General features: G+C 73.6%; 19 protein-coding genes and 1 tRNA gene. 8 read left to right on the top strand and 12 right to left on the bottom strand.

Going from position 1 to position 25,795, the window contains the following annotated elements:
* Positions 1-232: 232 nt before the first annotated feature.
* The 5 genes from AB0O11_RS17400 to AB0O11_RS17380 all read right to left on the bottom strand — a co-directional run bounded on the left by AB0O11_RS17400 (position 233) and on the right by AB0O11_RS17380 (position 6,352).
* Complete coding sequence (locus tag AB0O11_RS17400) at positions 233-1,690, bottom strand: penicillin-binding transpeptidase domain-containing protein (protein WP_363387045.1); 1,458 nt, start codon at positions 1,688-1,690, stop codon at positions 233-235.
* Positions 1,687-3,063, bottom strand: a complete 1,377-nt coding sequence (locus tag AB0O11_RS17395) for an FtsW/RodA/SpoVE family cell cycle protein (RefSeq protein ID WP_363387095.1) — start codon at positions 3,061-3,063, stop codon at positions 1,687-1,689. Before AB0O11_RS17395 ends, AB0O11_RS17400 begins: the two co-directional genes overlap by 4 nt.
* A 160-nt stretch (positions 3,064-3,223) precedes the next feature.
* Positions 3,224-4,840 carry a protein phosphatase 2C domain-containing protein gene (locus AB0O11_RS17390; RefSeq protein WP_363387043.1) on the bottom strand — a complete coding sequence of 539 codons (1,617 nt, stop codon included), beginning with the start codon at positions 4,838-4,840 and terminating at the stop codon, positions 3,224-3,226.
* A gap of 53 nt (positions 4,841-4,893) precedes the next feature.
* Positions 4,894-5,442, bottom strand: coding sequence for an FHA domain-containing protein (locus AB0O11_RS17385; RefSeq protein ID WP_363387040.1), 549 nt, complete (start codon positions 5,440-5,442; stop codon positions 4,894-4,896).
* Positions 5,443-5,488: 46 nt separating this feature from the next.
* Positions 5,489-6,352: a DUF3662 and FHA domain-containing protein gene (locus AB0O11_RS17380; RefSeq protein ID WP_363387037.1), complete on the bottom strand. Its 864-nt coding sequence runs from the start codon at positions 6,350-6,352 to the stop codon at positions 5,489-5,491.
* 422 nt (positions 6,353-6,774) lie between these two features.
* On the opposite strand from AB0O11_RS17380, the gene AB0O11_RS17375 reads away from it, so the two are divergent.
* A tRNA-Leu gene (locus AB0O11_RS17375) sits at positions 6,775-6,858 on the top strand.
* Between the two features lie 93 nt (positions 6,859-6,951).
* Here the strand turns inward: AB0O11_RS17375 and AB0O11_RS17370 are convergent.
* Both AB0O11_RS17370 and AB0O11_RS17365 read right to left on the bottom strand, forming a co-directional pair.
* Positions 6,952-8,097 carry a histidine kinase gene (locus AB0O11_RS17370; RefSeq protein WP_363387034.1) on the bottom strand — a complete coding sequence of 382 codons (1,146 nt, stop codon included), beginning with the start codon at positions 8,095-8,097 and terminating at the stop codon, positions 6,952-6,954.
* On the bottom strand, positions 8,094-8,747 hold the full coding sequence (locus AB0O11_RS17365; protein ID WP_234348583.1) for a response regulator transcription factor: 654 nt from the start codon (positions 8,745-8,747) through the stop codon (positions 8,094-8,096). The genes AB0O11_RS17370 and AB0O11_RS17365 overlap by 4 nt, the downstream gene beginning before the upstream one ends.
* A gap of 402 nt (positions 8,748-9,149) precedes the next feature.
* Between AB0O11_RS17365 and AB0O11_RS17360 the strand changes: the two genes are divergently transcribed.
* Together AB0O11_RS17360 and AB0O11_RS17355 are read left to right on the top strand one after the other, a co-directional pair.
* Positions 9,150-10,919: a phosphatidylglycerol lysyltransferase domain-containing protein gene (locus tag AB0O11_RS17360; protein ID WP_363387091.1), complete on the top strand. Its 1,770-nt coding sequence runs from the start codon at positions 9,150-9,152 to the stop codon at positions 10,917-10,919.
* A gap of 313 nt (positions 10,920-11,232) precedes the next feature.
* Positions 11,233-11,889, top strand: coding sequence for a hypothetical protein (locus tag AB0O11_RS17355; protein WP_363387031.1), 657 nt, complete (start codon positions 11,233-11,235; stop codon positions 11,887-11,889).
* An 80-nt stretch (positions 11,890-11,969) separates the two neighbouring features.
* Here the strand turns inward: AB0O11_RS17355 and AB0O11_RS17350 are convergent, their stop codons facing one another.
* Positions 11,970-14,741, bottom strand: a complete 2,772-nt coding sequence (locus tag AB0O11_RS17350) for a SpoIIE family protein phosphatase (RefSeq protein WP_363387028.1) — start codon at positions 14,739-14,741, stop codon at positions 11,970-11,972.
* Positions 14,742-15,019: 278 nt separating this feature from the next.
* Between AB0O11_RS17350 and AB0O11_RS17345 the strand changes: the two genes are divergently transcribed.
* The 5 genes from AB0O11_RS17345 (at position 15,020) to AB0O11_RS17325 (ending at position 21,479) form a co-directional block, all read left to right on the top strand.
* Positions 15,020-16,294, top strand: coding sequence for a rhodanese-like domain-containing protein (locus tag AB0O11_RS17345; protein ID WP_363387026.1), 1,275 nt, complete (start codon positions 15,020-15,022; stop codon positions 16,292-16,294).
* A gap of 76 nt (positions 16,295-16,370) precedes the next feature.
* A complete protein-coding gene (locus AB0O11_RS17340; RefSeq protein ID WP_363387023.1) occupies positions 16,371-17,033 on the top strand; it encodes a DUF5819 family protein in 663 nt (220 codons plus the stop codon).
* Positions 17,030-18,289, top strand: a complete 1,260-nt coding sequence (locus tag AB0O11_RS17335) for an HTTM domain-containing protein (protein ID WP_363387020.1) — start codon at positions 17,030-17,032, stop codon at positions 18,287-18,289. Before AB0O11_RS17340 ends, AB0O11_RS17335 begins: the two co-directional genes overlap by 4 nt.
* 9 nt (positions 18,290-18,298) lie before the next feature.
* On the top strand, positions 18,299-20,440 hold the full coding sequence (locus AB0O11_RS17330) for an FUSC family protein (RefSeq protein ID WP_363387017.1): 2,142 nt from the start codon (positions 18,299-18,301) through the stop codon (positions 20,438-20,440).
* A gap of 286 nt (positions 20,441-20,726) precedes the next feature.
* On the top strand, positions 20,727-21,479 hold the full coding sequence (locus AB0O11_RS17325; RefSeq protein WP_363387089.1) for an RNA methyltransferase: 753 nt from the start codon (positions 20,727-20,729) through the stop codon (positions 21,477-21,479).
* 41 nt (positions 21,480-21,520) lie between these two features.
* On the opposite strand, the gene AB0O11_RS17320 is transcribed toward AB0O11_RS17325, so the two are convergent.
* The 4 genes from AB0O11_RS17320 to AB0O11_RS17305 all read right to left on the bottom strand — a co-directional run bounded on the left by AB0O11_RS17320 (position 21,521) and on the right by AB0O11_RS17305 (position 25,671).
* Positions 21,521-22,843, bottom strand: a complete 1,323-nt coding sequence (locus AB0O11_RS17320) for a peptidoglycan-binding protein (protein WP_363387015.1) — start codon at positions 22,841-22,843, stop codon at positions 21,521-21,523.
* 207 nt (positions 22,844-23,050) lie between these two features.
* Positions 23,051-23,962 carry a pyridoxamine 5'-phosphate oxidase family protein gene (locus AB0O11_RS17315; RefSeq protein ID WP_363387012.1) on the bottom strand — a complete coding sequence of 304 codons (912 nt, stop codon included), beginning with the start codon at positions 23,960-23,962 and terminating at the stop codon, positions 23,051-23,053.
* 24 nt (positions 23,963-23,986) lie between these two features.
* Positions 23,987-24,457: a VOC family protein gene (locus AB0O11_RS17310; RefSeq protein WP_363387010.1), complete on the bottom strand. Its 471-nt coding sequence runs from the start codon at positions 24,455-24,457 to the stop codon at positions 23,987-23,989.
* A 197-nt stretch (positions 24,458-24,654) separates the two neighbouring features.
* A complete protein-coding gene (locus AB0O11_RS17305; RefSeq protein ID WP_224281229.1) occupies positions 24,655-25,671 on the bottom strand; it encodes an XRE family transcriptional regulator in 1,017 nt (338 codons plus the stop codon).
* Positions 25,672-25,795 lie beyond the last annotated feature (124 nt).

The raw sequence follows: 25,795 nt of genomic DNA, 5'->3' as shown, positions 1-25,795 counted from the left end.
TGAGGTTGTGACGTAGGCGTCCCCGCACGCTCTGGGTGACGCCGCGCGGTCCGCGACCGGTTCTCCGGCCGGGCCGTGCGGTGCCTCGCGGGCGGCAACGGGCACACCCGCTGCTGGCGGATACGCTACCGGTCGTACCGCACCGGACCGGAGTCAGCCGTCGGCCGATATCAGACCGGTATCCGGACGACGGTGCCGATCGTGACATTCCCCTCACCCCGGATCCGCGCTCCTACTTGCCGAGTGCGGCCTGCATCACCGCCTTGGCGATCGGGGCCGCGAGCCGGCCACCGCTGATGCCGTCGCGGTTCTGGGACCCGTCCTCGACCACCACCGCGACCGCGACCGACTGGCCGTCCGGGGTCTTGGCCCAGGAGGTGAACCAGGCGAACGGCAGCCCGGCGTTGTCCTCGCCGTGTTGCGCGGTGCCGGTCTTGCCGCCGACCTGGAGTCCGGGGATCTGGGCGTTCTTGCCGGTGCCGTTCTCGACCACCGAGACCATCAGGTCCTGCATCTTCTGCGCGGTGGCCGGGCTCATCGGCTGGGAGAACTGCTTCTCGGTGTGCTTGGAGACGGTGGTCAGCGTGGCCGAGCGCTCCTGGTCGACCAGGTACGGCTGCATCAGGCTGCCGTTGTTCGCGATCGCGGCGGAGACCATGGCCATCTGCAGCGGGGTGGCGCGGGTGTCGTGCTGGCCGATCGAGTCCTGGGCGGTGCCGTCCCGGCTGGAGCTGTCCGGGAAGACGCTCTTCTCGGAGCGGACCGGCGTGTCGATCGTGCTGTTGAAGCCGAACTTCTCGGCCTGCGCCCGCATCTTCTCCTTGCCGAGGTCGTCACCCATCTTGGCGAAGACCGTGTTGCAGGACTGGTCCATCCCGGACTTGATGGTGGCGTTCTCGCAGCGCTCGTTGGGGCTCTCGTTCTTCAGCTGCGTGGTGGTGTTGGGCAGGATGTACGGCTCCGGCGTCGTCGTGGCGTCGTCGATGCCCTGGTACAGGCCGTTCTCGAACGCCGCGGTCGCGGTGACCAGCTTGAAGGTCGAGCCGGGCGGATAGGTCTCCTTCAGCGCCCGGTTGAGCATCGGCTTGTTCGGGTCCGCGTTGAGGTCCGTCCAGGCCTTGGTGTCGGCGGCCTCGCCGCCGGCGAAGGTGCTCGGGTCGTAGGAGGGGGTGGAGACCATCCCCAGGATCGCGCCGGTCTTCGGGTCGAGCGCGACCACCGCGCCCTTCTTGTTCCCCATGGCGTCGAAGGCGGCCTTCTGGACCTTGGCGTTGATGGTGGTCACGACGTCGCCGCCGCGCTTCTGCTCGCCGGTCAGCATGTCCAGGGTGTTCCGGAAGAACAGCCGGTCGTCGGTGCCGGAGAGGATGCCGTCCTCCAGGTTCTCCAGCTGGTTGGAGCCGTAGGCCTGGGAGGAGTAGCCGGTCACCGGGGCGTACATCGGGCCGTCGACCCAGGAGCGCTTGTACTTGTAGCGCAGGCCGTTGACGAAGTCGGACTTGGTGACCGGCTGGCCGCTGACGATGATGTTGCCGCGCGGGTGGGCGTACCGGTCGTACAGCTGGCGCTTGTTGTTCTTGTTGGTCGCCCAGGACTCGGCCTGGACGCCCTGCACCCAGTTGGTGCGCACCATCAGGGCCAGGATCAGCACGAGGCAGAAGATCGAGACCCGGCGGATCGGCTTGTTCATCGGGCGGGTCCTCCCTGGCCCTCGGTGGCCGGGGCCGGCTCGGCCCCGGGGCGGCGGGCGCTGTCGCTGATCTTCAGCAGGATCGCGACCAGCGCCCAGTTGGCGACCACGGACGAACCGCCCTGGGCGAGGAACGGCATGGTCATACCGGTCAGCGGGATCAGCCCGGTGACACCGCCGGCCACGACGAACACCTGGATCGCCATCGCCGAGGAGAGCCCGACGGCGAACAGCTTGCCGAACGGGTCACGGGCGGCGAGTGCGGTGCGCAGACCGCGCTGCACCAGCAGCGCGTACAGCAGGAAGATCGCCATCAGGCCGGCCAGCCCGAGCTCCTCGCCGAAGGAGCCCAGGATGAAGTCGCTCTTGGCGGCGAAGCCGATCAGCCAGGAACGGCCCTGGCCGAGGCCCGAGCCGGTGACCCCGCCGGAGCCGAGCGCCATCAGCGACTGGCCGATCTGCTCGGTGGCGCCCTTCGGCGGGTTCGGGCCGAAGACGGCCATCGGGTCGAGCCAGGCGTTGATGCGGACCTTCACGTGGCTGGCGGTCGAGGCGACCGCGACCGCCCCGCCGACCGACATCAGCAGGCCGAACAGGATCCAGCTGGTCCGCTCGGTGGCGACGTAGAGCATCACCACGAACAGGCCGAAGAACAGGAAGGACGTGCCCAGGTCGTTCTCGAAGATCAGGATCAGCAGGCTGAGCAGCCAGATCACGATGATCGGGCCGAGGTCGCGGCCGCGCGGCAGGTACAGGCCCATGAACCGGCGGCTGGCCAGCGCCAGGGCGTCCCGCTTGACCATCAGGTAGCCGGCGAAGAAGACGGTCAGGATGATCTTGGCGAACTCGCCCGGCTGGATGGAGAAGCTGCCCATCCGGATCCAGATCTTGGCGCCGAAGTCCTCGTCCCGGGACGGGAAGAAGGCCGGGGCGGCGAGCAGGACCAGGGCCACCACCATCGAGATGTAGGTGTAGCGCTGGAGCACCCGGTGGTCCTTCAGCAGGACCATCACCGCGATGAAGCCGGCGATCCCGAGGGCCGACCACATCAGCTGGTTCTCGGCCGCCGGGTAGTTGTTCCTGAGCAGCTTGCCGGCCTTGTCCAGCCGCCAGATCATCACCACCCCGAGCCCGTTGAGCAGGGTGGCGATCGGCAGCATCAGCGGATCGGCGTACGGCGCGAAGCGGCGCACCAGCAGGTGCGCGACCATCGCCAGGGCGCCCATGCCGAGCCCGTAGCCGAGCATGCCGGCGGGCAGCTTGCCGTCCATCGCGAGGCCGACGTTGGCGTACGCGAGGACCGGCAGCAGCACCGCGAAGGCCAGCATGGCCAGCTCGGTGTTGCGCCGGTTGGGCGCCTCCTGCGGGGAGATCGTGGTGTTGCCACGCCGGCGGGGGGCGGCGCGTTCGGCCGCCGCCCGGCGCCGGCCGGATCGGGTGGTTTCTTGGCTCAGGTCGTAGCTGCTCACGTGGTGACCGCTCCCTGACGGCCGGCAAGCCCGCTCGGGGCGGTCCTATGTCGGATCACGGACGTCACTGCTTCGGGCAGGAGTTGGCCCGGCTGAGTTCCTCTTCGGTCAACGGAGCCTGGTCGCCCTGTGTGCCGGTGGCCGGAGGGGTGGCGTTCGGCGCCGGGGCGGGTGCCGCCGGTGCGGTCGGCGCCGGTGTGGTCGAGGGAGCGGTGGACGGCGTCGCCGCGGCCGGGCCGCGGTTCTTCTCGGTCGGAGTGGGCGTGGTGGCCAGGTACACGGCCTGGGACGCCTGGGTGGCGGACGGTGCGGCCGGGGTGGTCGGCTTCGCGGCCCGCTGGCAGAGCAGGACCCAGCCTTCGAGCTCGTTGACCGTCGACTGGGCGTCCTTCATGCTGCCGACCGAGATGGTCTTCTTCACGTGGACCTGCTGGTCCTCGGGCAGCCACTTCAGCTGGATCTTGCTGTACGAGGAGTGCACCGAGGACAGGCTCACGCCGGCCAGGTTCTGGTTGATGCCCTGGTAGATCGCGACGTGGTCGTCCTGGGTGCCGACGTAGTACTGGTCCTGGGTCCACTGGTAGCCGAAGTAGCCGGCGCCGCCGAGCAGCCCGAGCGTGACCAGGACGGCCAGCGAGACCGTCAGGCCCTTGCGCTTGCGCTTCGCGGGACGCCCCTCGTCGAAGTCCTCGGCGCCGTACACCGAGGGCTCGCCGGAGCCGTACCCGTCCTCGTAGCCCTCGGCGGGGCCGAAGCCGTTCTGTGCGGCGCCGTAGCCCTCCTCGTAGCCCTCGGCGGGGCCGAAGGCGCCCTGCGGGCCGCGGCCGAGGCCGGCGGCGCGGCCCGCCGGGGTGTCCGCGATCGAGCGGTCGGTGGCGGCCGAGGACGGCGGGGCGTCGGCGACCGCGCCGACCACCACCGGGACGTCGTTGAACTGGCCGCTCATGGTGTCCGTGGCGCCGACGTCGATGACGTCCGCCACGATGCAGGTGATGTTGTCCGGACCGCCGCCGCGCAGCGCGAGCTGGATCAGCTCCTGCACGGTCTGCTCGGGCGCGTAGTAGCTGCCGAGGGTGTCCTGGAGGGTCTGGTGGCTGACCGGGCCGGAGAGGCCGTCGGAGCAGATCAGGTAGCGGTCGCCGGCCCGGACCTCGCGGATCGACAGGTCGGGCTCGACCTGGCCGCGGCCGTCCAGCGCCCGCATCAGCAGCGAGCGCTGCGGGTGGGTCTCGGCCTCCTCGGGCGTGATCCGGCCCTCGTCGACCAGGCGCTGTACCCAGGTGTGGTCCTGGGTGATCTGCACCAGGGAGCCGTCGCGCAGCAGGTAGGCCCGGGAGTCGCCGACGTGCACCAGGCCCATCCGCTGGCCCGTCCACAGCATGGCGGTCAGGGTGCAGCCCATGCCCTCCAGCTGCGGGTCCTCCTCGACCATCTGGCGGAGCCGGTCGTTGGCGCCCTGGACGGCGTCGCCCAGCAGGGTCAGCAGGTCGGCGCCCGGCACGTCCTCGTCCAGCCGGACGATCGAGCCGAGCACCTCGGAGGAAGCGACCTCGCCGGCCGCGGCGCCGCCCATGCCGTCGGCCACGGCCAGCAGCCGCGGCCCGGCGTAGCCGGAGTCCTCGTTCCCCTCCCGGATCAGTCCCTTGTGGGAGCCGGCGGCGAAGCGCAGCACCAGGGTCATGCGACCTGTGCCCCCCTCTGGGTCATGGACGGGATGCTGTCCCTCATGCGCTACTACTTCCGCAGTTCGATGACGGTCCTGCCGATACGGATCGGCATGCCCGGCTGGAGCGGGGTGGGCGCGGTCAGGCGCTGCCGGTCCAGATAGGTGCCGTTGGTGGAGCCTAGATCCTCGACCGTCCACTGCCCAGTCTGATCCGGATAGATCCTGGCATGCCGGGAGGACGCGTAGTCGTCGTCCAGCACGATGGTGGAGTCATGCGCGCGGCCGAGCGTGATGGTCTGGCCCTGGAGCGCCACCGTGGTGCCGGCCAGCGAGCCCTGCACCACGACGAGCTGGGTCGGGCCGCCGCGGCGGCGCCCGCCGCCGCCGCCCTGGGTCTGGCCCGCCGCGGGGCCGGCCTGGGTCGGCGCCGCGGCGCGTGCGGCGGTCGCAGTGGCCGCGCCGCCGGCCGTCGTGGCGCTCGCGCCGCGACGGGAGGACCGCGGGTTCACCTTGGTGCCGAACAGGTCGCTGCGGATCACCTGGATCGCGACGATGACGAACAGCCACAGCACGGCCAGGAAGCCCAGCCGCATGACCGTGAGGGTCAGTTCTGACATGACCGTCCCGCCAGTCGGTGAGCGAGGCGCGCGAACAATTCGGACACTACCCTTCGACCTGCCGGTAGACGATGGTGGTGGAGCCCACGACGATTCGGGAGCCGTCGCGGAGCGTAGCGCGCTGGGTGTGCTGTCCGTCCACCACGATGCCGTTGGTGGAGCCCAGGTCGAGCACCATCGAAGGAGTGCCGGGCCGGATCTCGGCGTGCTTGCGGGAGACCCCGGGGTCGTCGATCCGCACGTCCGCCTCGGTCGAGCGGCCGAGCACGCAGGCCGAACCGGTGATCTGGTGCCGGGCGCCGTTCACCTCGACCCAGCGGCGCGTCCCGGCGCCGCCGTGGCCGGCGCCGGGGAAGGCGCGGACGTTGCCGCCGGCGGGCGCGGGCGGACCCGGGGGCATCGTGGGGGGCGCGGTCGGCGGCGGCGGCGCGCCGTACGGGCCGGCACCGGGCTGCTGCCACGGTGCACCGGGGGCCGGGGCGGCCGGCGGGCGGTCGTAGCCGGGCTGCGGCGGCGCGTACTGCTGCTGGGGCTCCTCGGCGGCGAGGGTGCGGCTGCGCACCCGGTACAGCCCGGTGTCCAGGTCGTCGGCCTTCTCCAGGTTCACCTGGAGCGGACCCATGAAGGTGTACCGCTGGGCCTCCGCGTACTCGCGGACCATCCCGGCCAGCTCGGTGCCGAGCTGCCCGGAGTAGGGGCTGAGCCGCTCGTAGTCGTGCGGGCTCAGTTCGACGATGAAGTCGTTCGGCACGACGGTGCGGTCGCGGTTCCAGATGCTCGCGTTGTTGTCGCACTCGCGCTGCAGCGCCCCGGCGATCTCCACGGGCTGGACCTCGGACTTGAACACCTTGGCGAAGGTGCCGTTGACGAGACCCTCGAGTCGCTGCTCGAACTTCTTCAGCACTCCCATGGGGCACCCCCTTCCAGGGTTCGTTCGCCTGCCTGCCGGCCGGATCCCGCCCGGGACCCGGTCGCGCCTCCTACTTGCGGTACTTCCGTACTGATCGTATCCACGCCGGGCCCTTCCGTACGGTTCCCGGACCGTGTGGTGCCCGGAGGTGGGCTCGGACACACAGGGTGACGCATTTCGGGTACGGCACGCCAGGTCTGCCCGTCGGAGCGCCCTTCCGACAATCGCACGGACGTTCGCCGGGCATCGGTTCGGATGCCGTCGGGCCCTCCGGACGACGGATTCGGAGCAGCCCGCGAGGTCGTGCTAATGTTTTCCACGTCGGAAGGGCCGCCCGGAAGGGAGGCCGGTCCAAGGAAGCGCGAAGTACCCATGGTACCGAGCGGTTCGGGAGATCGGCCGGCAACGAGGACAACACCCATGCGCGGGTGGCGGAATAGGCAGACGCGCTGGATTCAGGTTCCAGTGCCCGAAAGGGCGTGGGGGTTCAACTCCCCCCTCGCGCACAGCGAAGCCCCGCAGATCTACGGATCTGCGGGGCTTTTTGTCGTCCTGGCGCAGCCCGGCGCCGGGCGGTGGGGGTCCGAGGGCGGGACGGGTCAGCTGCGGCTGGCCGGGAGTTCGGCGCGGACCTCGAAGCCGCCGTCCGGGGTCGGCCCGGCGGTGAGGGTGCCGCCCAGCAGCTGGGCGCGCTCGCGCAGGCCGACCAGGCCGTGGCCGCCGCCCGGCAGGATCTCGGCCGGGTGCACCGGCGGGGCCTCGTTGCGGACCTCGACCCGCAGCCGGCGGCCCTTCGCCCGGACCCGCACGTGCACCACCGCGTCCGGGGCGTACTTGGTGATGTTGGTGAGCGCCTCCTGGACGGTGCGGTACGCGGCCCGCTCGACCGCCTCCGGCCACGGGCGGTCGCCGGGGACCAGCTCGGTGTCGGCGGCCAGGCCGCTCTCCTCGATCAGCCGGGGCAGGTCGGCCAGCCGGGGCTGCGGGGCGAGCGGGGCGTCCGGCAGCCCGCCGGTGCCGCGCAGCACCCCGACCATCTGGCGCAGCTCGTCCAGGGTCCGTACGGACAGCTCGCGGATGGTGCGGGCGGCGGTCACGGCCGCCGGATCGGGGCTGCTCACCTGGAGCGCGCCGGCCTGGATGCTGATCAGGCTGACCTGGTGCGAGACCACGTCGTGCATCTCCCGGGCCAGCCGGCCGCGCTCGCTGATCAGCACCCGCTCGGCCAGCAGCCGGCCCTCCCGCTCCTGGCCGCGGGTCAGCTCGTCCAGGCGGACGGCCAGCTCCCGCCGGGTGCGGGCGAGCAGACCGGTGGCGGCCGGTCCGGCCGCCAGCATCACGGCCTGGATGGCGTCCAGCGTGGTGGCGCGGCTGAGGGTGACGATGTCCTCGGGCAGCGGCCAGTGGAAGAACTCGACCAGGGCGAACAGGATGCCGCAGGGGACCACGACCCGGGGGCGGGGGCGCTCGGCGGCCACCGAGTAGACGGCCGTTATCGGGGCCAGCCAGATCTCGTCCACCCAGCTGCCCGGCATGGTGAGCAGCAGCACCGTCACCGGGAAGCGGCGGCGCCAGAACAGTGCGACGGCGGCCAGCGTGGACAGCGCCACCTGCCACCAGGCGGCCTCCCGGGCCACCAGGCCGGCGTCCAGCAGGGAGTACAGGACGGGCAGCAGCAGCATCAGCCAGGGGGCGGTGCACCAGGCCGGCAGCCGTCTGGACGGCAGTTGGTCGGCGGTCGTCATGCCCCGTCGCCGGGCTTGGGCCGGACCAGACCGGCCCGGTGGGCCAGGACGGCGGCCTGGACCCGGTTGGCGGCGCCGAGCTTGCCGAGGATCGCGCTGATGTGGTCCTTGACGGTGCCGGTGCCGAGGAAGAGCCGGTCGGCGATCTCGGCGTTGGACAGGCCCTCGCCGAGCAGCGAGAGCACGTCGAGCTCGCGGCCGGTGAGCGTGCGGGCGAGCGCGGTGGCCTCGGCGTCCGGGCCGCCGCCGTCCACGTAGCCGCCGATCACGGTGCGGGTGACGGTCGGGGAGAGGATGTTGCCGCCGGCCGCGAGCACCCGGACGGCGTGCACCAGCTGGTCGGGGGCGGTGTCCTTGAGCAGGAAGCCGGCCGCGCCGGCCCGCAGTGCGGTGCCGATGTACTCGTCGGTGTCGAAGGTGGTGAGCATCGCCACGGCGGGCGGGTCGGGCAGGGCACGCAGGCGGCGCAGCACGGAGATGCCGTCGAGGTCCGGCATCCGGATGTCGAGCAGCACCACGTGCGGGCGCAGCCGCTGGACGTGCTCCTCGGCCTGCCCGCCGGAGCAGTCGCCGACGACCTCCAGGTCGGCGGCGGAGCCGACGATCAGGCCCAGGCCGGAGCGGACCAGGATCTCGTCGTCGACGATCAGCACGCGGGTGGTGGTGATGGTGCCTCCTCGGTTCGGGCGGCCGGGTCGGGGCGGTCCGCGTGGGTCGTTTCGAGTCGAGAGTAGGGGTAGCCGGGGCGGGGCGCCGAACGTGTGGGGGGGTGTTCACCCCCGCCGTTCGGCGGGGGTGGGAATCCGCTACCCGGTTCACGCAATTCTCAGCTTCGGTGGGGAAACATGGAGTTGGCTGACCCTTTTCCGGCCGCTTCTCCATTCGGCGGTCGGCCGGGTGAGGTCGCCGGTCAGTCCGTCGGGCAAGAGCGGGCGCCCGACGCCGGGCCGTTCGCGGATGCGCCCCGCCATCTGATCGTTTGGAATTGAGCTGTGTCGTCCACTGTGAAGTCGGAGCCGTCCGCCACATCCCCGGGGCCCCGTCCCGGCGGCGTGCTGGACCGCTGGCGCCCGAGGGCCGCCGCGGCCTCCGTCTGGTACCTGCGGCTGATCGCGTTGCTGAACGTGGCGACGGTGCTGCTGGTGCCCTTCCGCAACCAGGTCAGCGAGCACAACGAGGGTGAGTACTTCACCCCGTACCTGATGACCTCCGGGCTGGCCAGCGCGGTGCTGTCGGTGTTCCTCGCGATCGCGATGCGGCGGCGCAAGCGGGCCGCGTGGATCTTCAACACGGCGCTCGGCGGCCTGTTCGCGCTGCTGTACCTGGCGGCCATGGTGGTGCCGGACGAGCGCTTCGACACCCACCCGCTCAACTACTTCTCCACCATCCTGACCTGCCTGTTCGTGGTGGCGCTGCTGGTCGGACGGAAGGAGTTCACGTCCAAGGGCGACAGCTCCAACCCGAAGACCGCGGCGGCCACCTTCGTCGGCGGGCTGGCGTTCGGCGGCGGGGTCGGCGCGCTGCTGGTCTGGCTGACCAACGAGCTGTCCGGCGCCGGCTTCTGGGACCTGTTCCGGTACTCCGTCGGCCGGATGATCACGATCACCCCGTCCGAGCACCTGCGCTCGGTGATCGCCGCGCCGACCTGGGTGAACGCCGCGATCAACGCGATGGGCGCGGTGCTCTTCCTGCTGGTGCTGTACGTGGCCTTCCGCAGCCCGCGCGGCAAGGAGCTGCTCACCACCGAGGACGAGGCCAGGCTGCGCGGCCTGCTGGACAAGCAGGGCGAGCGGGACTCGCTCGGCTACTTCGCGCTGCGCCGGGACAAGGCGGTGATCTTCTCCCCCAGCGGCAAGGCGGCGGTCACCTACCGGGTGATCGGCGGCGTCTCGCTCGCCTCGGGCGACCCGATCGGCGACCCGGAGGCCTGGCCGGGCGCGATCGACGCCTGGCTGGCCGAGGCCCGCGAGCACGCCTGGGCGCCGGCCGTCATGGGGGCCTCCGAGGAGGCCGGGGTGATCTACGCCCGGCACGGGCTGGACGCGCTGGAGCTGGGCGACGAGGCGATCGTCGAACTGGACGAGTTCTCGCTGGACGGTCGCGCGATGCGGGTGGTCCGGCAGGCCTACAACCGGGTCAAGCGGGCCGGGTACACGGTGCGGATCCGTCGCCACGAGGACATCTCGGAGGCGGAGATGGCCGAGCTGGTGGCCAAGGCCGACGAGTGGCGCGACGGGGCGACCGAGCGCGGCTTCTCGATGGCGCTCGGCCGGCTCGGTGACCCGGGCGACGGCCGCTGCGTGATGCTGGAGTGCCACGACGGGGACGGCGAGCTCAAGGCGCTGCTGAGCTTCGTGCCGTGGGGCCCGGACGGGCTCTCGCTGGACCTGATGCGCCGGGCCCGGGACACCGAGAACGGCCTGATGGAGTTCATGGTCATCGAACTGCTGCAGCGCGCCGAGGAGGTCGGGCTGAAGCGGGTGTCGCTGAACTTCGCGATGTTCCGCTCGGTCTTCGAGCGGGGTTCGCGCCTCGGAGCCGGTCCGGTGCTGCGGCTGTGGCGCTCGATCCTGGGGTTCTTCTCGCGCTGGTGGCAGATCGAGTCGCTGTACCGCGCCAATGCCAAGTACCGGCCGATCTGGGAACCGCGGTACCTGCTCTTCGAGAAGAGCAGCGAGATTCCGCGGATCGGCATCGCGAGCGCGCGCGCCGAGGGTTTCATCGTCGCGCCGAGCCTGCCCGCCCTGTTCCGCCGCCGGCACGCCCGGGCCGCCGTGGTGGCGCCCCGGCTCCCGGTGGCGGCACGGGACGGGAAGGGGTAGCCCTCCGTCGGGGGGCGGAGGGGGCCGGTCGGTCGAATTGGGGGGCCGTTGGGGGAGTGGCCTCCCCCCTGAGGATGACCCCGATCCCCATCCATGCCGATGTGGCCGTGTTAACAGGCTTCTAATGTTGGAGCAGTCGAGAGTTCGGGGATTCGGAGAAACGGTTGTGATTCACAGGACCCACGCGGGGGGCGTGCGAAAGCGGCCGCTGGCAATCGCCAGATCGGCCGCTCTCGCCGAGTGGGGAACGTTGTTCGTGACGGTCCGGGACGCGGTGGTGCGAAAGAAGTTCGCCGCGGTTCCGCTGGCCGCAATGGCGACGTTTCTGATCCTGCTGTTCAGCATCGTCCAGCACCTGCCGGGCGGCGAGCGTTTCGTCAACAACATCGGGGTGGTGCGGGCGGCGCTGCCGCTGGAGGTCTCGCTGCTGCGGACCCCGCTCTCCCTGTACGTGCCGGCGCTGGACCTTCCGGTCTGGGGGGCGCTGGCCCAGGTGTTCGTGGTCTTCGCCATCGCCGAGATCGTGCTCGGCCGGCGGATGACCCTGGTGGTCGCCTACGCCTGCACCCTGGCGGGCACGCTGTTCGCCCGGGTCGGTGTGGCGATCGGGCCGCACCACCTGTTCGGCTTCCCGAAGTGGGTCTCCTACGTGCGGGACACCGGGCCCTCGGCCGCGGTGGTGGCGCTGGCGATCTGCATCGCGTTCCGCTGCCGGGCCTGGTTCACCGGCGGACTGGTGGTGGCGGTGATGATCGGCGAGGCGGTCGTGCTGCCGAACCTGGCCGGTCTGGAGCACGTGGTCGCGGTGATCACCGCGCTGCTGATCGCCGTCTCGGTGGAGGTCTTCGGGGACTTCTGGCCGAGGGTGCTGGCCGGGGTCGGCGCCGCCACCTCGGTGGCCGCGGCCGCCTCGCGGGAGGTCGCGGTGGAGGCTCGGCGTCGCCGCTCGGCGGGGGCCGTCATCCCCTGACGGGTGCTGATCGCGTTTCGTCGGCCGCGTACGGGTGCCCGTACGCGGCCGTTCGGTGTCCGGCGCCGCCGGTGCGGCCGTCAGGCGTGCGGGAGCGGGAGCTCGAACCAGACCACCTTGCCCACCGCCTTGCGGGCGGTGCCCCAGCGTTCGGCGAGCTTGGTGACCAGGGTGAGGCCGCGGCCGGTCTCGCCGAGCTGCTCGGCCGGCTCCAGCGAGGGCAGGTTGTGGTTGTCGTCGCTGACCTCGACCAGCAGCTTGTCCACCCGGATCAGCTGGAGCTTCACGGTGTCCCGGGCGACCCGCACGGCGTTCGTCACCAGCTCGCTGACCAGCAGTTCGGTGGTGTCGCTGAGCGCCTCCAGGTGCCAGCCGGCCAGCTGCTCGCGGACCAGCGAGCGGGCCCGGCGGACCTCGCGGTGGTCCACGGCGAGGTCCCAGGTGGCCACCTCGGACGGGGCGACCCCGTCGAAGCGGGCCACCAGCAGGGCGACGTCGTCCTTGCGGTCGTCCGAGTGCAGCCGCCGCAGCACCTCGTCGCAGGCCTGCTCGGGGCTCTGCTGCGGGTCGATCAGGTTGCCGCAGAGCGCGGCCAGGCCTGCTCCTATGTCCCCGCCCCGGACCTCGACGAGGCCGTCGGTGCAGAGCACCAGCATCGAGCCGTCCGAGACGTCGATGGTCTTGGCGACGAACGGCACCCCGCCGACGCCGATCGGCGCGCCGGCCGGGATCTCCAGCAGCTCGCCGGTGCCGTCCGGGTGCACCAGGACGGGCGGGACGTGGCCGGCGCTGGCCAGTTCGCAGGTCCGGTTGATCGGGTCGTAGACCGCGTACAGGCAGGTCGCGAGGTGGTCGTCGCCGAGTTTGTGGGCCAGGTTGTCCAGGTGGCGCAGCAGCTGGCCGGGCGGCAGGTCCAGGGCGGCGAGGGTCTGCATGGCGGTGCGGAAGCGGCCCATCGCGGCCGCCGAGTGCAGGCCGTGGCCCATCACGTCGCCGACCACCAGGGCGACCCGGCTGCCGGGCAGCTGGATCGCGTCGAACCAGTCGCCGCCGACCTCGGCCTTGGGGTCGCCGGGCAGGTAGCGGTGGGCGATCTGCACGCCGGGGATCTGCGGCGGCCGGGTCGGGATCATCGAGCGCTGCAGGGTGGTGGCGACCCGTGCCTCGGCACGGTGCAGCCGGGCGTTGTCCAGCGACAGCGCGGCGCGGACGGCCAGCTCCTTGAGGGTCGCGGCGTCGCTCTCGTCGAAGGGGGCGCGGTCCGGCAGCCGGAGCAGCTTGAGGATGCCCAGTACGGTGCCGCGGGCCGAGAGCGGGACGACCAGCATCGAGCGGCCGGAGACCACCGGGGCCAGCCGGACGCCGCCGAGGGCGATCGCGTAGTCGACCGCGACGTCCGAGCTGACCACCGGGACCAGCACCGGCTGGTTCAGCTGCAGGGCCATCCCGGGCGGGGTGCGGCGGGGCATGCTGACCAGCGAGCCCTCGGAGAGCACGTGGTCCCAGGCGCCGCCGGTCTCGTTGTAGACCAGGGCGACCCGGCGCAGCATGGTGTCGTCGTCCGGGCGGGCGGCCGGCAGCTCGGAGTCCGCGATCAGCCCGTCCACCAGGTCCACGCAGGCGAAGTCGGCGATCCGGGGGACCAGCACCTGGCAGAGCTCGCGGGCGGTGAAGCCGAGGTCCAGCGTGGTGCCGACCTTGCCGCCGACCTCGTTCAGCAGGGCCAGCTGCTCGCCGGCCTGCCCGTTGGTGAGGAACGGGCCGAGCCGTCCGCCGGGCGGGCCCTCGCCGGTCGCGGGGGCGGGGACCGGGACGGGCGGGGCCTGGTCGGTGTGCAGCGGGGGGCGGCCGTTGGTGGACGGCTCGACGGCGGCGTGCTCGATGGCGACTGCTCCTGCGGTGGGTGGGGGCGCCTCCCGGTCTGGGGCCGGGGGCGGGACGGACGGGCCGCCGCCCGCCGCGGCGCCGCCGACGGCCACCGGCCGGACGGCGGAGGGGACGGCGGACTGGGCGGGGGGACGTTCGGCGGTCTCGCGCTGGACGGGCAGCGGCCCGGGCGGACGGCGGCCGGGCGAGCCCTGCTCGGGCTGGGGCGGCGGGCCGACCCGGGCGGCGCGCTGCTGGGGCGTCGGGTAGCGGCGGCCGAGGCCGGCGGCCGCGTGCGCCGTACCGGTCTGCGCGTCGGCGGGCAGCACCGGCAGCACGGTGGCCGGGTCCAGCCGCAGGGCGGGCAGCCCGCCCTGCTCCAGCGCGGCCAGCAGCGCCGCACGGTGGGTGGCGGGCAGCAGCCGGGCCAGCGGTTCGGGCACCGGCCGCCCGGCCGGGGTGAGTGCCGCGGCCAGGGTGTGGAAACCGCCCCGGGCGCCGGGTGCGGCGGCGAAGGGGAGCAGCCGCTCGCCGAGCGCGAGCCGCGGCCCGGTGGAGCGCAGCGGGCGGGCGTCGGCGGCCAGCGCCAGCAGTCCGCCGGACGGGCCGGGCAGCGGGTAGGCCCACCAGAGCACGTCGCGCTGGTGCTCCTCGCGGTCGGTGACGGTGAGCCGGCCGATCCAGGGCCGGCCGTCGGCGGTCCGCTCGGCGAGGGTGTCGAACGCGTCGCAGTGGCGGCGGACGGAGCAGCGTTCGAGCACCCGGGAGTCCAGGGCGGGCAGCAGACCGGAGGCCGGGCGGTCGTGGGCGACCTCGGCGCGGTGGCCGAACAGCTCCTCGGCTGCCCGGCCCCATTGCGCGATCCGGCCGGACCGGTCGACCAGGACGGGGGCGAGCCGGACCAGGGCGGCTACACCCGTCGGGTGGTCACCCGACGCGGTTCCGTCGCCCGCCGACCGCGGTGTGGAGTTGGACTCGGCCACCATGGATCCGCTCTGCTCCCGCCTGGCCGCCGCGCCCGGGGGCGGCCGTCTCTCCGGAGGAAGGCACGCTGTGCGGATACCAGCGAAGCACGGACCGGGCCGGGCTCGACACCGAAACGGGGAGATTCCTCAGGATCGGTTGTGTGTCGCGTGCCGCGCGCCGGTTCGCACCCCTGGTTCACCCGGACGGGGCCTGTCACCACGGCGGTAGGGTGGCAGGCCGGACCGCCCGTACGGGTGGCCCGCAGGACGCAGCCGGCCGGACGAGACAGAGGCGAGAAGTGAGCGCACAGAGCCCCGCCCGCTGGACGGACCCGGAGCGCTGGGGGTACCCCCGGCCGGAGGCTGGGGGAGAGCTGGAGGAGCGGGTCGCCGCCGCGGAGCTGGCCTGGCTCAGCATGGACGTGGACGTGCAGACGCTGCGGGTCGAGATCGACAACTTCGCGCTGATCCACCACCAGCTGCTCGGCCCGCTCTACGCCCGGCTGGACGAGCTGGACGCACTGGTCGCCGAGGCCGTGGCGGCCCGCACCGGCCGGCCCGAGGACCTGCGCCGGGCCGCCGAGGCGCGCCGGCAGGTCGAGGAGCTGCCGGACCTGGACGCGCTGTTCGACTCGGTGCGGGAGCAGTCCGGCCAGGACGGGGAGGCGGCCCCGCCGCCGCCCGCCGCGCCGGAGCGGGTGCGGCCCGGCAAGGAGGCTCAGCGGATCTACCGCGAGCTGGTCCGCCGTGCCCACCCCGACCTGACCACCGACCCGGCCGAGCAGCAGCGCCGGGCCGGCTTCCTGGCCCGGGTCAACGAGGCCTACGCGTACGGGGACGCGGCCGCGCTGGGGGCCCTGGCCACCGAGTGGTCCACCGCGCCGGAGGCCGCGCCCGCCGTCGACGCCCCCGACCGCCCGGACTGGCTGCGTCGCCGACTGGACTGGCTGACCGCCAAGATCGCCGAGACCGCCGCCGAGCAGGTCCGGCTGGAGCAGACCCCGATGGGCCAGCTGCTCGCCCTCGCCCCGCAGGATCCGGACCGGCTGCTGGAGCAGCTCGCCGAGGAGCTGCTGGCCAAGGCCGCCGAGCGGCAGGCCGAGCTGGAGCGGCTGCTCGGCGGCCCGGCCCCGGGGGACGGCCCGTCCTCCGGCGGCCGCGGCACGGCGCCGGTGGGCGACAATGGCACGCATCCGACCGTCCCCCAGCCTTCGGCCGGGACGCACCCTCATCAGGAGAGCCACACGATGTTCCCGCAGATCCCCTCCGCCGACGCCGCCGCCGTGCCCGCCGACGCCGCCCTGCTGGACGTGCGCGAGCAGGACGAGTGGGACGCCGGCCACGTGGACGGCGCGCTGCACATCCCGATCGGCGAGGTGATCGCCCGCCTCGGCGAGCTGCCGGACGAGAAGCTGTACGTGCTCTGCCGGGTCGGCGGCCGCTCCGCGCAGGTCGTCCAGTACCTGGTGCAGCAGGGCCGGGATGCGGTGAACGTCGACGGCGGGATGTACGCCTGGCAGGGTGCGGGCCGCCCGATGGTGAGCAGCACCGGCCAGGAGGCCTTCGTCCTCTGACGGCCTGGGGCAGGATGGGCGCGCGCGAGCACGCCGGCACCGGGCCGGCGGCGCCCGCCGACCGGGCGGGGGTGCCATGACCGAGACGACGGACCGGCCGGCTGCCGGGAGGGCCTGGTCCAGGCCCGCGCAGCTGGTCCTCGGCTTCGCCGGGGCGGTGCTGGCAGGCGGCACCGGGCTGTTCCTCGCCGCGGTGTTCCTGCACGTCGCGCCCGCCAACTCGGTGTCCCGGCAGTACCGGGACGAGCTCGACGGCGTGGTGTACCCGGAGTTCGAGCAGAACTGGAAGCTGTTCGCGCCCAACCCGCTCCAGCAGAACGTGAGCGTGGACGCCCGGGTCCGCACCGTCGGGCCCGGCGGGACGACCCGCACCCACGACTGGATCGGGCTGACCGCGCAGGACGTCGCCGCGATACGGGGCAACCCGGCGCCCAGCCACGTCGAGCAGAACCTGCTGCGCCGGGCCTGGGACTTCTACGACGGATCGCACAACCCGCAGGACGAGACCGCGGTATCCCCGCGCGGCAGGCTCGCCGAGCAGTACCTCAAGCGGATCGCCCTGCAGCGGATCGGCCGGGAGGCGGACGGTGAGCGGATCCTGGAGATCCAGTTCCGGTCGACCGCGGCCACCGTCCCGCCGCCGTCCTGGAGCGGTGAGGCCGAGCCGCCGGCGCCCCGGGTGCGGGAGCTTCCCTGGTGGTCGGTGGCGGACGAGGACTACCGGGGGCTGCTCGGATGAACGAGGCGACGCTGCGGGCCGGGCAGCCGGACGGGGCTGTGGCACCGGACGGGGTGCTGCCGTCGGACGGCGTGCCGCGGCAGGCCGGCGCCGGGCGGCCGGTGGAGTCCGGGGCGGTGCGGGCGGCGCGCGGGCCGGGGGCTCCGCTCGGGCGGGCGATGGAGGCCTTCACCGGGCGGGCGCTCGGCCGGCACCAGGCCGCGGTGATGCGGATCGGCTTCGGGCTGGTCTGGCTGGCCTACCTGCTGCGTGAGTGGCCCCACCGGCGGGTGCTGTACGGCGACCGCTCCCCCTGGTCGATGGAGCTGGCCGAGCGGCTGCTGGCCGACAACGGGGCGTTCACCGTGCTGCCCTGGTTCGGCGGACGGCTCTGGTTCGAGCTGGTCTACCACCTGGCGGTGCTGGCGGCGCTGGCCGTCCTGCTGGGCTGGCGGACCAGGGCGAGCACGGTGCTGTTCCTGGTCACCGTGCTGTCCCTGCAGAACCGCGACGTCTTCCTCGGCGACGGCGGCGACAACGTCGTCCACCTGATGGCCGTCTACCTGGTCTTCACCCGCTGCGCCGAGGTCTGGTCGCTGGACGCCAGGAGGCCGGGGCCGGGGCAGGCCGGGGTGGTGCTCTGGGCGGTGCTCGGGGCCGTCCTGGCCGTCTGTCAGTTCGGCGGCTTCGCCGGTGACAGCCTGACCTGGACCGACTGGGCCTTCCCGTACCTCGGCTGGTCGCCGCTGTTCTGGGGGCTCTGGGCGGTGGCCGGGCTCTGGTGGACGCTCGGCCGGCTGCGGCCGGACGGCGAGCCGCGGGCGGTGCTCGACGGGCTGGCGAACATGGTGCACAACTGCGCGATGCTGGTGATCGCCGTCGAGGTGGTGCTGATCTACGCCACGGCCGGCTGGTACAAGGTGCAGGGCTCGCGCTGGCAGGACGGAACGGCGCTGTACTACCCGCTGCACCTGGACTACTTCACCCCCTGGCCGGAGCTGTCCGCGCTGGTCGGCTCGGCGCTGCTGCCGGTCTTCCTGATCTCGTACGGCACCGTCGTCCTCCAGGTGGCGTTCCCGTTCACGCTGCTCAACCGGCGGGTCAAGAACGTCCTGCTGGCCGTCATGGTGCTGGAGCACGCGGGGATCGCGGTGGTGCTCGGGCTGCCGGTCTTCTCGCTGGCGATGATCGCGGCGGACGCGGTGTTCCTGCCGACCGGGGCGCTGCTGTGGGCGGCGGCGCGGCTGAGCCGGATCAGGCGGAGGCTCGCCCCCTAGGATGTTGCTATGTCCTGGTTCGCCGCACTTCGTGACACCGCGCGGACCGGGCTCACCCTGGACCGGGCGCTCACCGACCCCAAGCGGGCGGTGCGCGGGGCGGTCGCGGTGGCGCTGGTGCTCTTCCCGACCCTCGCGCTCGGCGGCGTCGCGCTCGCCACCTCGGCCGCGATGGGCGCGTTCATCGCCGGCTCGGCCACCTTCCAGCGCAGCTTCCGGCCCCGGGCCAGCCTCGCCGTGGCGGCCGGGTTCGGACTCGGCATCAGCACCTTCCTGGGCTACCTGGCCGCCGGCGTCCCCGGGCTTTTCCCGGTGCTGCTCGCGGTGTGGGCCTTCGGCGCCGGGCTGGCCTGGGCGATCGGGCCCACCGCCGGGGTGGTCGCGACCAACACCGTCTCGGTGATGCTGATCGTCGTGCAGCTCCCGGTCAGCGTGGCCACCGCGCTCGGCCACGGGCTGGTCGCCGCCCTCGGCGGGGTCGTCCAGGCCACCGTCATCACCGTCTGGCCGATCGGCAGCTGGGCCGCCCAGCGGGAGGCCCTCGCCGACACCTACGCCGAACTCGCCGACTACGCCCGGCGGTTGCGGCAGGACCCGACCGCACACGTGGACCCCGAGCCGTTCATGACGGCCCGCCACGCGGCCGCCCTCACCCCCTGGCAGGACCGCCACCGGCCGCCCGAGCTGCGCGGCCTGCGCGGCATCGCCGAACGCATCCGGCCCACCCTCGCCGCCCTCGCCGACCCCAAGGTGGGCGCCCCCGAGGAGGGGCCGGAGCGGGACCGGGCCCGGGAGGTGCTGGCGGCCGCCGCCGAGGTCATGGACGCCCTCGCCCGGGCGATCCGCACCGGCGACCCGGTCCGGCTCCCCCGCTCGGCGCCCTCGCTCACCCTGGCCGGCTCGGACGAAGGGCCGCGGCTCCACGGAGCGGCCCGGCGTTCCGCCCGGCGGCTCGGCGGGCTGCTGCGGAAGGCCGCGGACGCCCTGGACCGCAACGACGAGGACACCATCACCACGCCCGTGGTCGGGGCCGGCGGAGCGCTGCACAAGCCGACCATCGCCCGGATGCTGCCGGTCGCGGCCCGGGCCGTCCGGCGGCAGCTCCAGCCGCGCTCGGCGATCTTCCAGCACGCCGTCCGGCTCGCCGGGGTCGTCACCGTCGCCTACCTGCTGGCCCGGCTCGCCGGGTTCCACCACGGCTACTGGGCACCGATGACCGCCGCGATGGTGATGCGGCCGGACTTCGCGCAGACCTACAGCCGGGGCGTCGCCCGGCTGGCCGGGACGGTGGTCGGGGTCGCGGCCTCGACGCTGGTGGTGCAGCTGGTCCACCCCGGGGAGTGGGTGCTGGCCGCGCTGGCGGTGGTCTGCATCGGCGGGGCGTACCTGGCGTTCCGGACCGGGTACGCGCTCACCACGGTCGGGATCTCCACGTACGTGGTGTTCCTGCTCGGGCTGCAGGAAGGCAATCCGCTGGTGACGGCCGTCGAACGGGTCGGGCTCACGCTGCTCGGCGGATCGATCGCCCTCGTCACGTACGCGCTGTTCCCGACCTGGCAGACCGCCCGGCTCGGCGAGCGGCTCGCCGAGTGGCTGGCGGCGGCCGGACGGTACGCGGGGGCGGTGATCGCCTGCTACGAGAAGCCGGCGGCGCCGCGCGGACGGGCGGTGCGGGGCGCGCTGCTGGACTCGAGGGAGGCACGCTCCGAGCTGATCCAGGCGATGCAGCGGGCCGACGCCGAACCGGGGCGGCACGAGTCCGGGCTGGCCGGGGTGAGCCGGCGCCAGATCGACCGGGCCCGGGCGGCGGTCGGGGCCCTCGGGCGGGCGGCCGTGCTGCTGGAGGCCCATCTGCCGGCGGCGGACGCGGAGCCCGTGCCGGGGACGGGGGAGTACGCGGAGGAGCTGCGGCTGGCGACGGCGCTCGCGGCGGCGGCGCTGCTGACCGGGCAGCCGGTGGAGTTCGGGGCGGTGCGGGAGGCACAGGCGCGGTTGGAGGAGGAGTTGGCGGCGGCGCCGGCGGGGGTGCAGCGGGATGTGGTGCGGGCGGGGACCCGGTTGGTGGGGCAGGCGTTGCGGGATCTGGAGCGGGCTCTGCGGGGGAGCTCGGTGACGGGGGGCTTTCGGGAGGGTGGGGGCGGGGCGAGCTGATGGCGGTTCGTCGGGGCACCGTGGTGGCCGTCGAGGGGTTGCTGCGCGCTGCGCGGGAGGCCGGGCGGCTGCGCCCCGGACGGCCCGCCGGGCCGGGCGCTCGGCTTCGACGAGGTGGTCGCCGCGGCCGGACGTCCCGGTGAGCCGGTTTGGGGACGGGTGGCAGAGTGAGCGAGCGATGGGGGTACCCGTCCCGGCCCGGCGGCCGGGAGGAGAGCGAACCATTGCGCGGTGCGGATTCCGCGGAGCAACCGACGAGCGGAGCGAAGGTGGGCGCGTGAGCATCATGGACGAGGACGAGCTGGAGCGGGCGTGGCGGGCGGCCGAGCGGGAGCCGGGAGCGGTGCTGCTGGACGGGTTCCACGCGCTGAAGCACGCGCTGCGGTTCGGGGGTGAGGTGCGGCAGGTGCTGACCGCCGACCGGGAGGCGTTGCTGGCGTTGGCGGGTGAGCTGGCGGGGGATGTCGTTCCGGCGCTGGACGGGCTCGCGGTGGAGCTGCCGGAGGCGGCCTTGCGGCGGCTCGTGCCGCGAGTGCACCCGACGGGGGTGGCCGCGCTGGCTGTGCGGCCCGGTGCCGAGGCGAACCGGGCGGTGCTGGGCCGTCGGCCGCGGAAGGCGCCGGTGGTGCTGTTGGAGAATCCGCGCAACCTGGGGAACGTCGGGGCGGTGATCCGGCTGGCGGCCGGGTTCGGTGCCACCGGGGTGGTGACCACCGGCGACCTGGACCCGTGGCACCCGAACGTGCTGCGGGGGAGTGCGGGGCTGCACTTCGCCACTGCTGTGGAGCGGTTGTCCCTGGAGCAACTGCCCGTCGGGCCGCTGTACGTGCTGGATCCGGAGGGCGCGGACATCCGGGATGTGCCGTTCCCGGACGACGCGCTGCTGGCCTTCGGCACCGAGCGGCACGGCGTCTCGGCCGAACTCAAGGCGCGCGCGGACCAGTTGGTGGCAGTGCCGATGCAGCCGGGGGTGTCCAGCTTCAACCTGGCGACCAGCGTCGCGATGGGTCTGTTCCACTGGATGTCCGGGAAGCGCTGAGGCGCGGTGCCCGGGGTGGGCACCGCGCCTCGGGAGGGGCGTCAGGAGAAGAGCCGGCGCCAGGTGTCCGGGCCGGGGTAGCCGTCGGCCTCGCCGCCGCGCCAGCCCTGCGCCTGCTGGAAGGCCTGGACGGCCCGGCGGTCGCTCTCCGTCCAGCGCGGTCCGGGGCCGACGCTGTACGAGGCGCCGAAGCCCTTGCGGACCAGCTGCTCGCCGAGCTGCCGGACGTGGTCGTTGCTCTGGCCGGGGCCGAAGTACTGCGCACCGGGGAAGGCGGAGCCCCCGGTGGCGGGCGGCGGCAGCGGGGTGCCGCCGTCGATGTTGCGGCCCTTGCCGTTGACCAGGTGGTCCCAGGTGTCCTTGCCGGGAATGCCGTCGGCCTCGCTGCCGCGCCAGCCCTGGGCGAGCTGGAAGGCCTGGGTGGCCTTGCGGTCGGACTCGCTCCAGCGCGGGCCGGGGCCCGAGGAGTAGAACGCGGCACCGCCGCGCTGCACCAGCATCCGGCCGAGCTCGGTGACGTACGCGTTGTCGGCGCCGGGGCCGAACCTGTCGGCGCCGGGGAAGGCGGTCGAGGAGGTGCCGCCGCCGTTGCCGCCGGCGGACAGGCCGGTGTAGCGGTACGGGACGTAGGAGCCGGAGTTGTTCCAGTACGCGTACGGGGTGGAGCGCTTCTTGGTGGCGGGGCCGGTCTGCTCGTAGGCGACGTACTGGGTGCGTGAGGAGTCGGTCCAGCCGCCGAAGATCGTCACGTGCGAGCCGGCCTGCGGGTCGGCCGGGTTGTTGTAGATCAGCACGTCGCCGGGCTGGAGGTCGTTCTTGCCGATCCGCTCGGCGAAGCCGGGCAGCGTCCAGGTGGTCTGGCTGCTGCCCAGGCCCCAGGCCATCGAGACGAAGCCGGAGCAGTCCTGGCGGTAGCCGTCCGACCAGTAGCGGCTCATGCTGTACGGCACACCCTGGTCGACCCAGCTCTGGGCGCGCTGGATGATCTGTGCCCGGGTGACCGGCGCGGCGGTGGCGCGGGGGGCTGCGAAGGCGCGGGCGCCCGGGGCCTGGCCGTGGAGGCCGCTGACCTCGCCCTGGGGGGTCTGCGACCGGGCGGCGCTGTTGCCGCCCGGAGTGGGAGCGGGGGCCGCGGCGGCGGAGCCGGCGGCGGCCGTCCCGCCGCCTATCGCGGTGCCCACGGCGGCCATCAGCACGGCCGCCCGGCGGCGGATGCTGCGGGCGGCGGCGTGGCCGCCCTCGTGGACCGGAGCGGCGTGCAGCCGTGCGCGTCGGCGGGCGTTGCAGCCCCCGCATATGCAGTCCTCCGTCGGTTCGACCTCGTCGAACTCCATGAGTGGGGACAGGGGATCGGTAAGGGTCATGCTCCGCCTCTTTCCTGCGGTCTTTCCTGGTCGCCGCCTGACGGCGGGACAGGAGTGGCCTTCCCGGGGCCATTCCGCGTGTTATCGGGACCAAAGTCCTAAAACAGGCGGGGTGCGTCATGGTGGATTAGGCCGAACGGGTGATACCCGTTCGGCTCCCGAGCCTGGCGCGGGTCGGGGGGAGCGGCCGGCAGGGCTGAGGCGTGGTCAGCGGGGGATGGCGGGCGAGTACTCGGGGTCGGTCCAGGCCAGCGGGGTGGCGTCGGCCAGCTCGACCACGCCGGTGACGGTCAGTTCGACGATCCGCTCGGCGCCCGGGACGCCCTGCCGGGCCTCCTCGGACCAGTCGGTGCGGGCCTCGCCGGTGACCAGCAGCGACCCGCCGGTCTCCCAGTCGGGCAGCAGCAGGCCGGCCCGCGGGTCCAGCTCGAGGTTTCCGAGCGTCAGGAACATGCTGTTGCCCGGGTACTCGGGCCAGCGCAGCCGGTCCGGTGCCACCGGCTCCAGGAAGCCGGGGAAGCCGCCGCGGTGGGAGGCGTCCACGCTGCCGCCCGGGCCGGTGCTGGCGATGAAGAAGGTGTCCGCGGTGGCCACCGCCAGGAGTTGTGCGGTGGTCAGCACCGGTCCGGTGGCGACCGTCCTGGGCGGGCCGGCGACCGGACGGTCCGTCGGGGTGCGGCGCTGGATGTACTTCGGGCAGTTGGCGACCACCTCGTCGGCGTGCACCAGCAGCCCGCCCTGGCCGTCCGGAACGGAGCGGCCGTTGAGCCGCATCCGGCGCCGGCCGGCCGGGTCCAGCGCGATGGTGCCGACCCGGGCGGGGCGGTGCAGCGCCCCGGCCAGCGGGTCGGCCGCGGCCGGGAGGGCGGCGACGGCCATGGTGCGTTCGTCCGGGGCCGAGAGGAAGCCGGCCGGGCCGGCCAGCTGGGTGGCCCAGACCCGGCCGTCCCGGTCGGCGGCGCCGACGACCAGCATCCGGCGCTCGGCCAGGAAGCGGGCGGCGACCGCCGGGACGGTGCGGCGGATCGACCGGCCGGCGTGGTCGGCCCGCTCGGTTCGGCCGGCCCGGGCCTGGGCGGCCCGCTCGCCGGGGTGGTACGGCGTTCCGGTGGTGGTCACGGCTGGCTCCCCGGGGTCCGGTTCCTAGAAGAAGCCGCAGGTCGGGGCGTCGGTGTCGGGGGTGACGGCCTCGGTCTCGTCGACCCCGGTGCGGGTGTAGACCTCCAGCCGGATGCCGTCCGGGTCGGTGAAGAAGATGCCGCCGGAGGCCGAGCCCTCGCCGTGCGGGACGACGCCGTCGTAGGCGAACCCGGCGCCCAGCTCGCGCAGCAGCCGTTCGGTGGCACGGACCTCGTCGAGGCTTTCGACCTCGAAGGAGAGGTGGTGCAGGCCGGGGTCGGCGGTGGCGAAGCTGCCCGTGCTCTGCTGCCAGAGCGTCACCACCAGGCGGCCGTCGCGGCCGAGCAGGGCGTAGCGGCGCTCGGGGTCGGTGCCCTCGGCGGTGACCCGGAGGCCGAAGACGGCGCGGTAGAAGTCGATGGAGCGGGCCAGATCGGTGACGTTCAGACCCACGTGGCCGGTCTGCAGGGTGCGGAGCTGGGTGGTGGTGGACATGCCTGGTTGCTCCCGGAGGCTTCGGTGTCCGGTGAGGCCACTGCCTAACCGGTATTCATGAGATTAGAAGTTAGGTGATGCACCGTCAACCAGTTCGCGGCAGTGAGGCGGTTAGGTTTTTCGTGCGGGCATGCGAAAGCCCCGCTGTCAGGTCCGGCGGGGCTGGAGGAGGGGGAGCAGGGGGAGGAGGGGAAGGGCTACGCCCACTCCCAGCGGATGCCGATGTGGCCCGGCTGCTGGTCCGGGGCCAGGACGTGGGCGCTCGCCGAGGCGCCGATCCACAGCTGTTCGCGGCGGTGGTCGACGTCGGCGCCCGGCTCCCGGTCGTAGCGCTCGCAGTGCGCCGGGACGGCCGCCGGGTCGAAGTGCACCTGGAGCACGTACTCGCGCACCGGGGTGGCGAAGCGGCGGCTGTACTCCATGGTCGGGCCGCCGGGCGGGATCTCCACCTCGTACTCGAAGACCGTGCTGTCGCCGAGGCCCAGCGGGCGGTCCAGCATCAGCTCGGCGACGATCAGCCCGGCCTCCGGGCGGCGGCGCACCCGGCCCAGCCGGCCGTGCCGCACCGAGGTGATCTCCGGGCAGCCGGCCGCCTCCTCGTCGGCCATGTGCACCACCAGGCAGCGGCCGACGCCGCCGACCGTGGCGCGCACCACCTGGCGCATCCGCAGCAGGTTGCCGCGCCGCTCGGCGTCCACGTAGTAGGAGTCGTGGATGCTCAGGCGCTCCAGCTCGCCGGCCGGCGGGGCGTTCAGCTCGGCGAAGATGTTGGCGATCTCCTGCTCGCCCGGCCAGACGTCCTCCAGCCCGAGGTGGCAGGTGTTGGCCGCGGCGGCCCAGCGGCCGCGCGGGCGCGGCGGGCCGAGCAGCGAGGAGAGTGCGCTGTGCGGCAGGCCGAGCAGCTCCTCCAGCAGGTGGACGGCGCGCAGCGAGCTGGCCCGCTCGGGCTGGCTGCGGCCGCGTCGCCAGTAACTGAGGGTCGTGACGCTGACCCTGACGCCGCGACCGGCCAGGGCGGCGCGGATGCGGTCCAGGCTGAGGCCGCTGGCCTCGATGGCCAGGTGCAGGGTGTCCGCGAAGCCGCCGACCGGGGCGAGCCGGCCGGGAGGCGGTGCGGGGGCGGTGGCGGGAGCCGGTCCGGACGGGCCGGGGCGCTCCGTGTGCGACCCGACCAGCCGCAGTCGCGCGGCGTCCTGAGGTTGCTGTGCGGCCATGCGGTGAACCTCCCCACCAGGTGAGTTCGGCGGGACCGGGTCGGCGCCGGGGCGCGCCGCCAGCGGCTTCACCGAGCTTTGGGGAACCCTATGCACGGTCGAGAGGCTACGTCATCAGTCGTGC

This window comes from Kitasatospora sp. NPDC093102 (assembly GCF_040683915.1).
In the GTDB taxonomy this organism is placed as follows: domain Bacteria; phylum Actinomycetota; class Actinomycetes; order Streptomycetales; family Streptomycetaceae; genus Kitasatospora.
Note: the sequence above shows the minus strand (reverse complement) of the source record. Positions and strands in the feature narration are given on the sequence as shown.

Excerpts from the sequence above, each read along its gene's own strand:
- AB0O11_RS17400 (WP_363387045.1), bottom strand. The coding sequence starts at position 1,690 with ATGAACAAGCCGATCCGCCGGGTCTCGATCTTCTGCCTCGTGCTGATC.
- AB0O11_RS17390 (WP_363387043.1), bottom strand. The coding sequence starts at position 4,840 with ATGACCCTGGTGCTGCGCTTCGCCGCCGGCTCCCACAAGGGACTGATC.
- AB0O11_RS17385 (WP_363387040.1), bottom strand. The coding sequence starts at position 5,442 with ATGTCAGAACTGACCCTCACGGTCATGCGGCTGGGCTTCCTGGCCGTG.
- AB0O11_RS17380 (WP_363387037.1), bottom strand. The coding sequence starts at position 6,352 with ATGGGAGTGCTGAAGAAGTTCGAGCAGCGACTCGAGGGTCTCGTCAAC.
- AB0O11_RS17370 (WP_363387034.1), bottom strand. The coding sequence starts at position 8,097 with ATGACGACCGCCGACCAACTGCCGTCCAGACGGCTGCCGGCCTGGTGC.
- AB0O11_RS17355 (WP_363387031.1), top strand. The coding sequence starts at position 11,233 with ATGGCGACGTTTCTGATCCTGCTGTTCAGCATCGTCCAGCACCTGCCG.
- AB0O11_RS17350 (WP_363387028.1), bottom strand. The coding sequence starts at position 14,741 with ATGGTGGCCGAGTCCAACTCCACACCGCGGTCGGCGGGCGACGGAACC.
- AB0O11_RS17340 (WP_363387023.1), top strand. The coding sequence starts at position 16,371 with ATGACCGAGACGACGGACCGGCCGGCTGCCGGGAGGGCCTGGTCCAGG.
- AB0O11_RS17335 (WP_363387020.1), top strand. The coding sequence starts at position 17,030 with ATGAACGAGGCGACGCTGCGGGCCGGGCAGCCGGACGGGGCTGTGGCA.
- AB0O11_RS17330 (WP_363387017.1), top strand. The coding sequence starts at position 18,299 with ATGTCCTGGTTCGCCGCACTTCGTGACACCGCGCGGACCGGGCTCACC.
- AB0O11_RS17325 (WP_363387089.1), top strand. The coding sequence starts at position 20,727 with ATGGACGAGGACGAGCTGGAGCGGGCGTGGCGGGCGGCCGAGCGGGAG.
- AB0O11_RS17320 (WP_363387015.1), bottom strand. The coding sequence starts at position 22,843 with ATGACCCTTACCGATCCCCTGTCCCCACTCATGGAGTTCGACGAGGTC.
- AB0O11_RS17310 (WP_363387010.1), bottom strand. The coding sequence starts at position 24,457 with ATGTCCACCACCACCCAGCTCCGCACCCTGCAGACCGGCCACGTGGGT.
- AB0O11_RS17305 (WP_224281229.1), bottom strand. The coding sequence starts at position 25,671 with ATGGCCGCACAGCAACCTCAGGACGCCGCGCGACTGCGGCTGGTCGGG.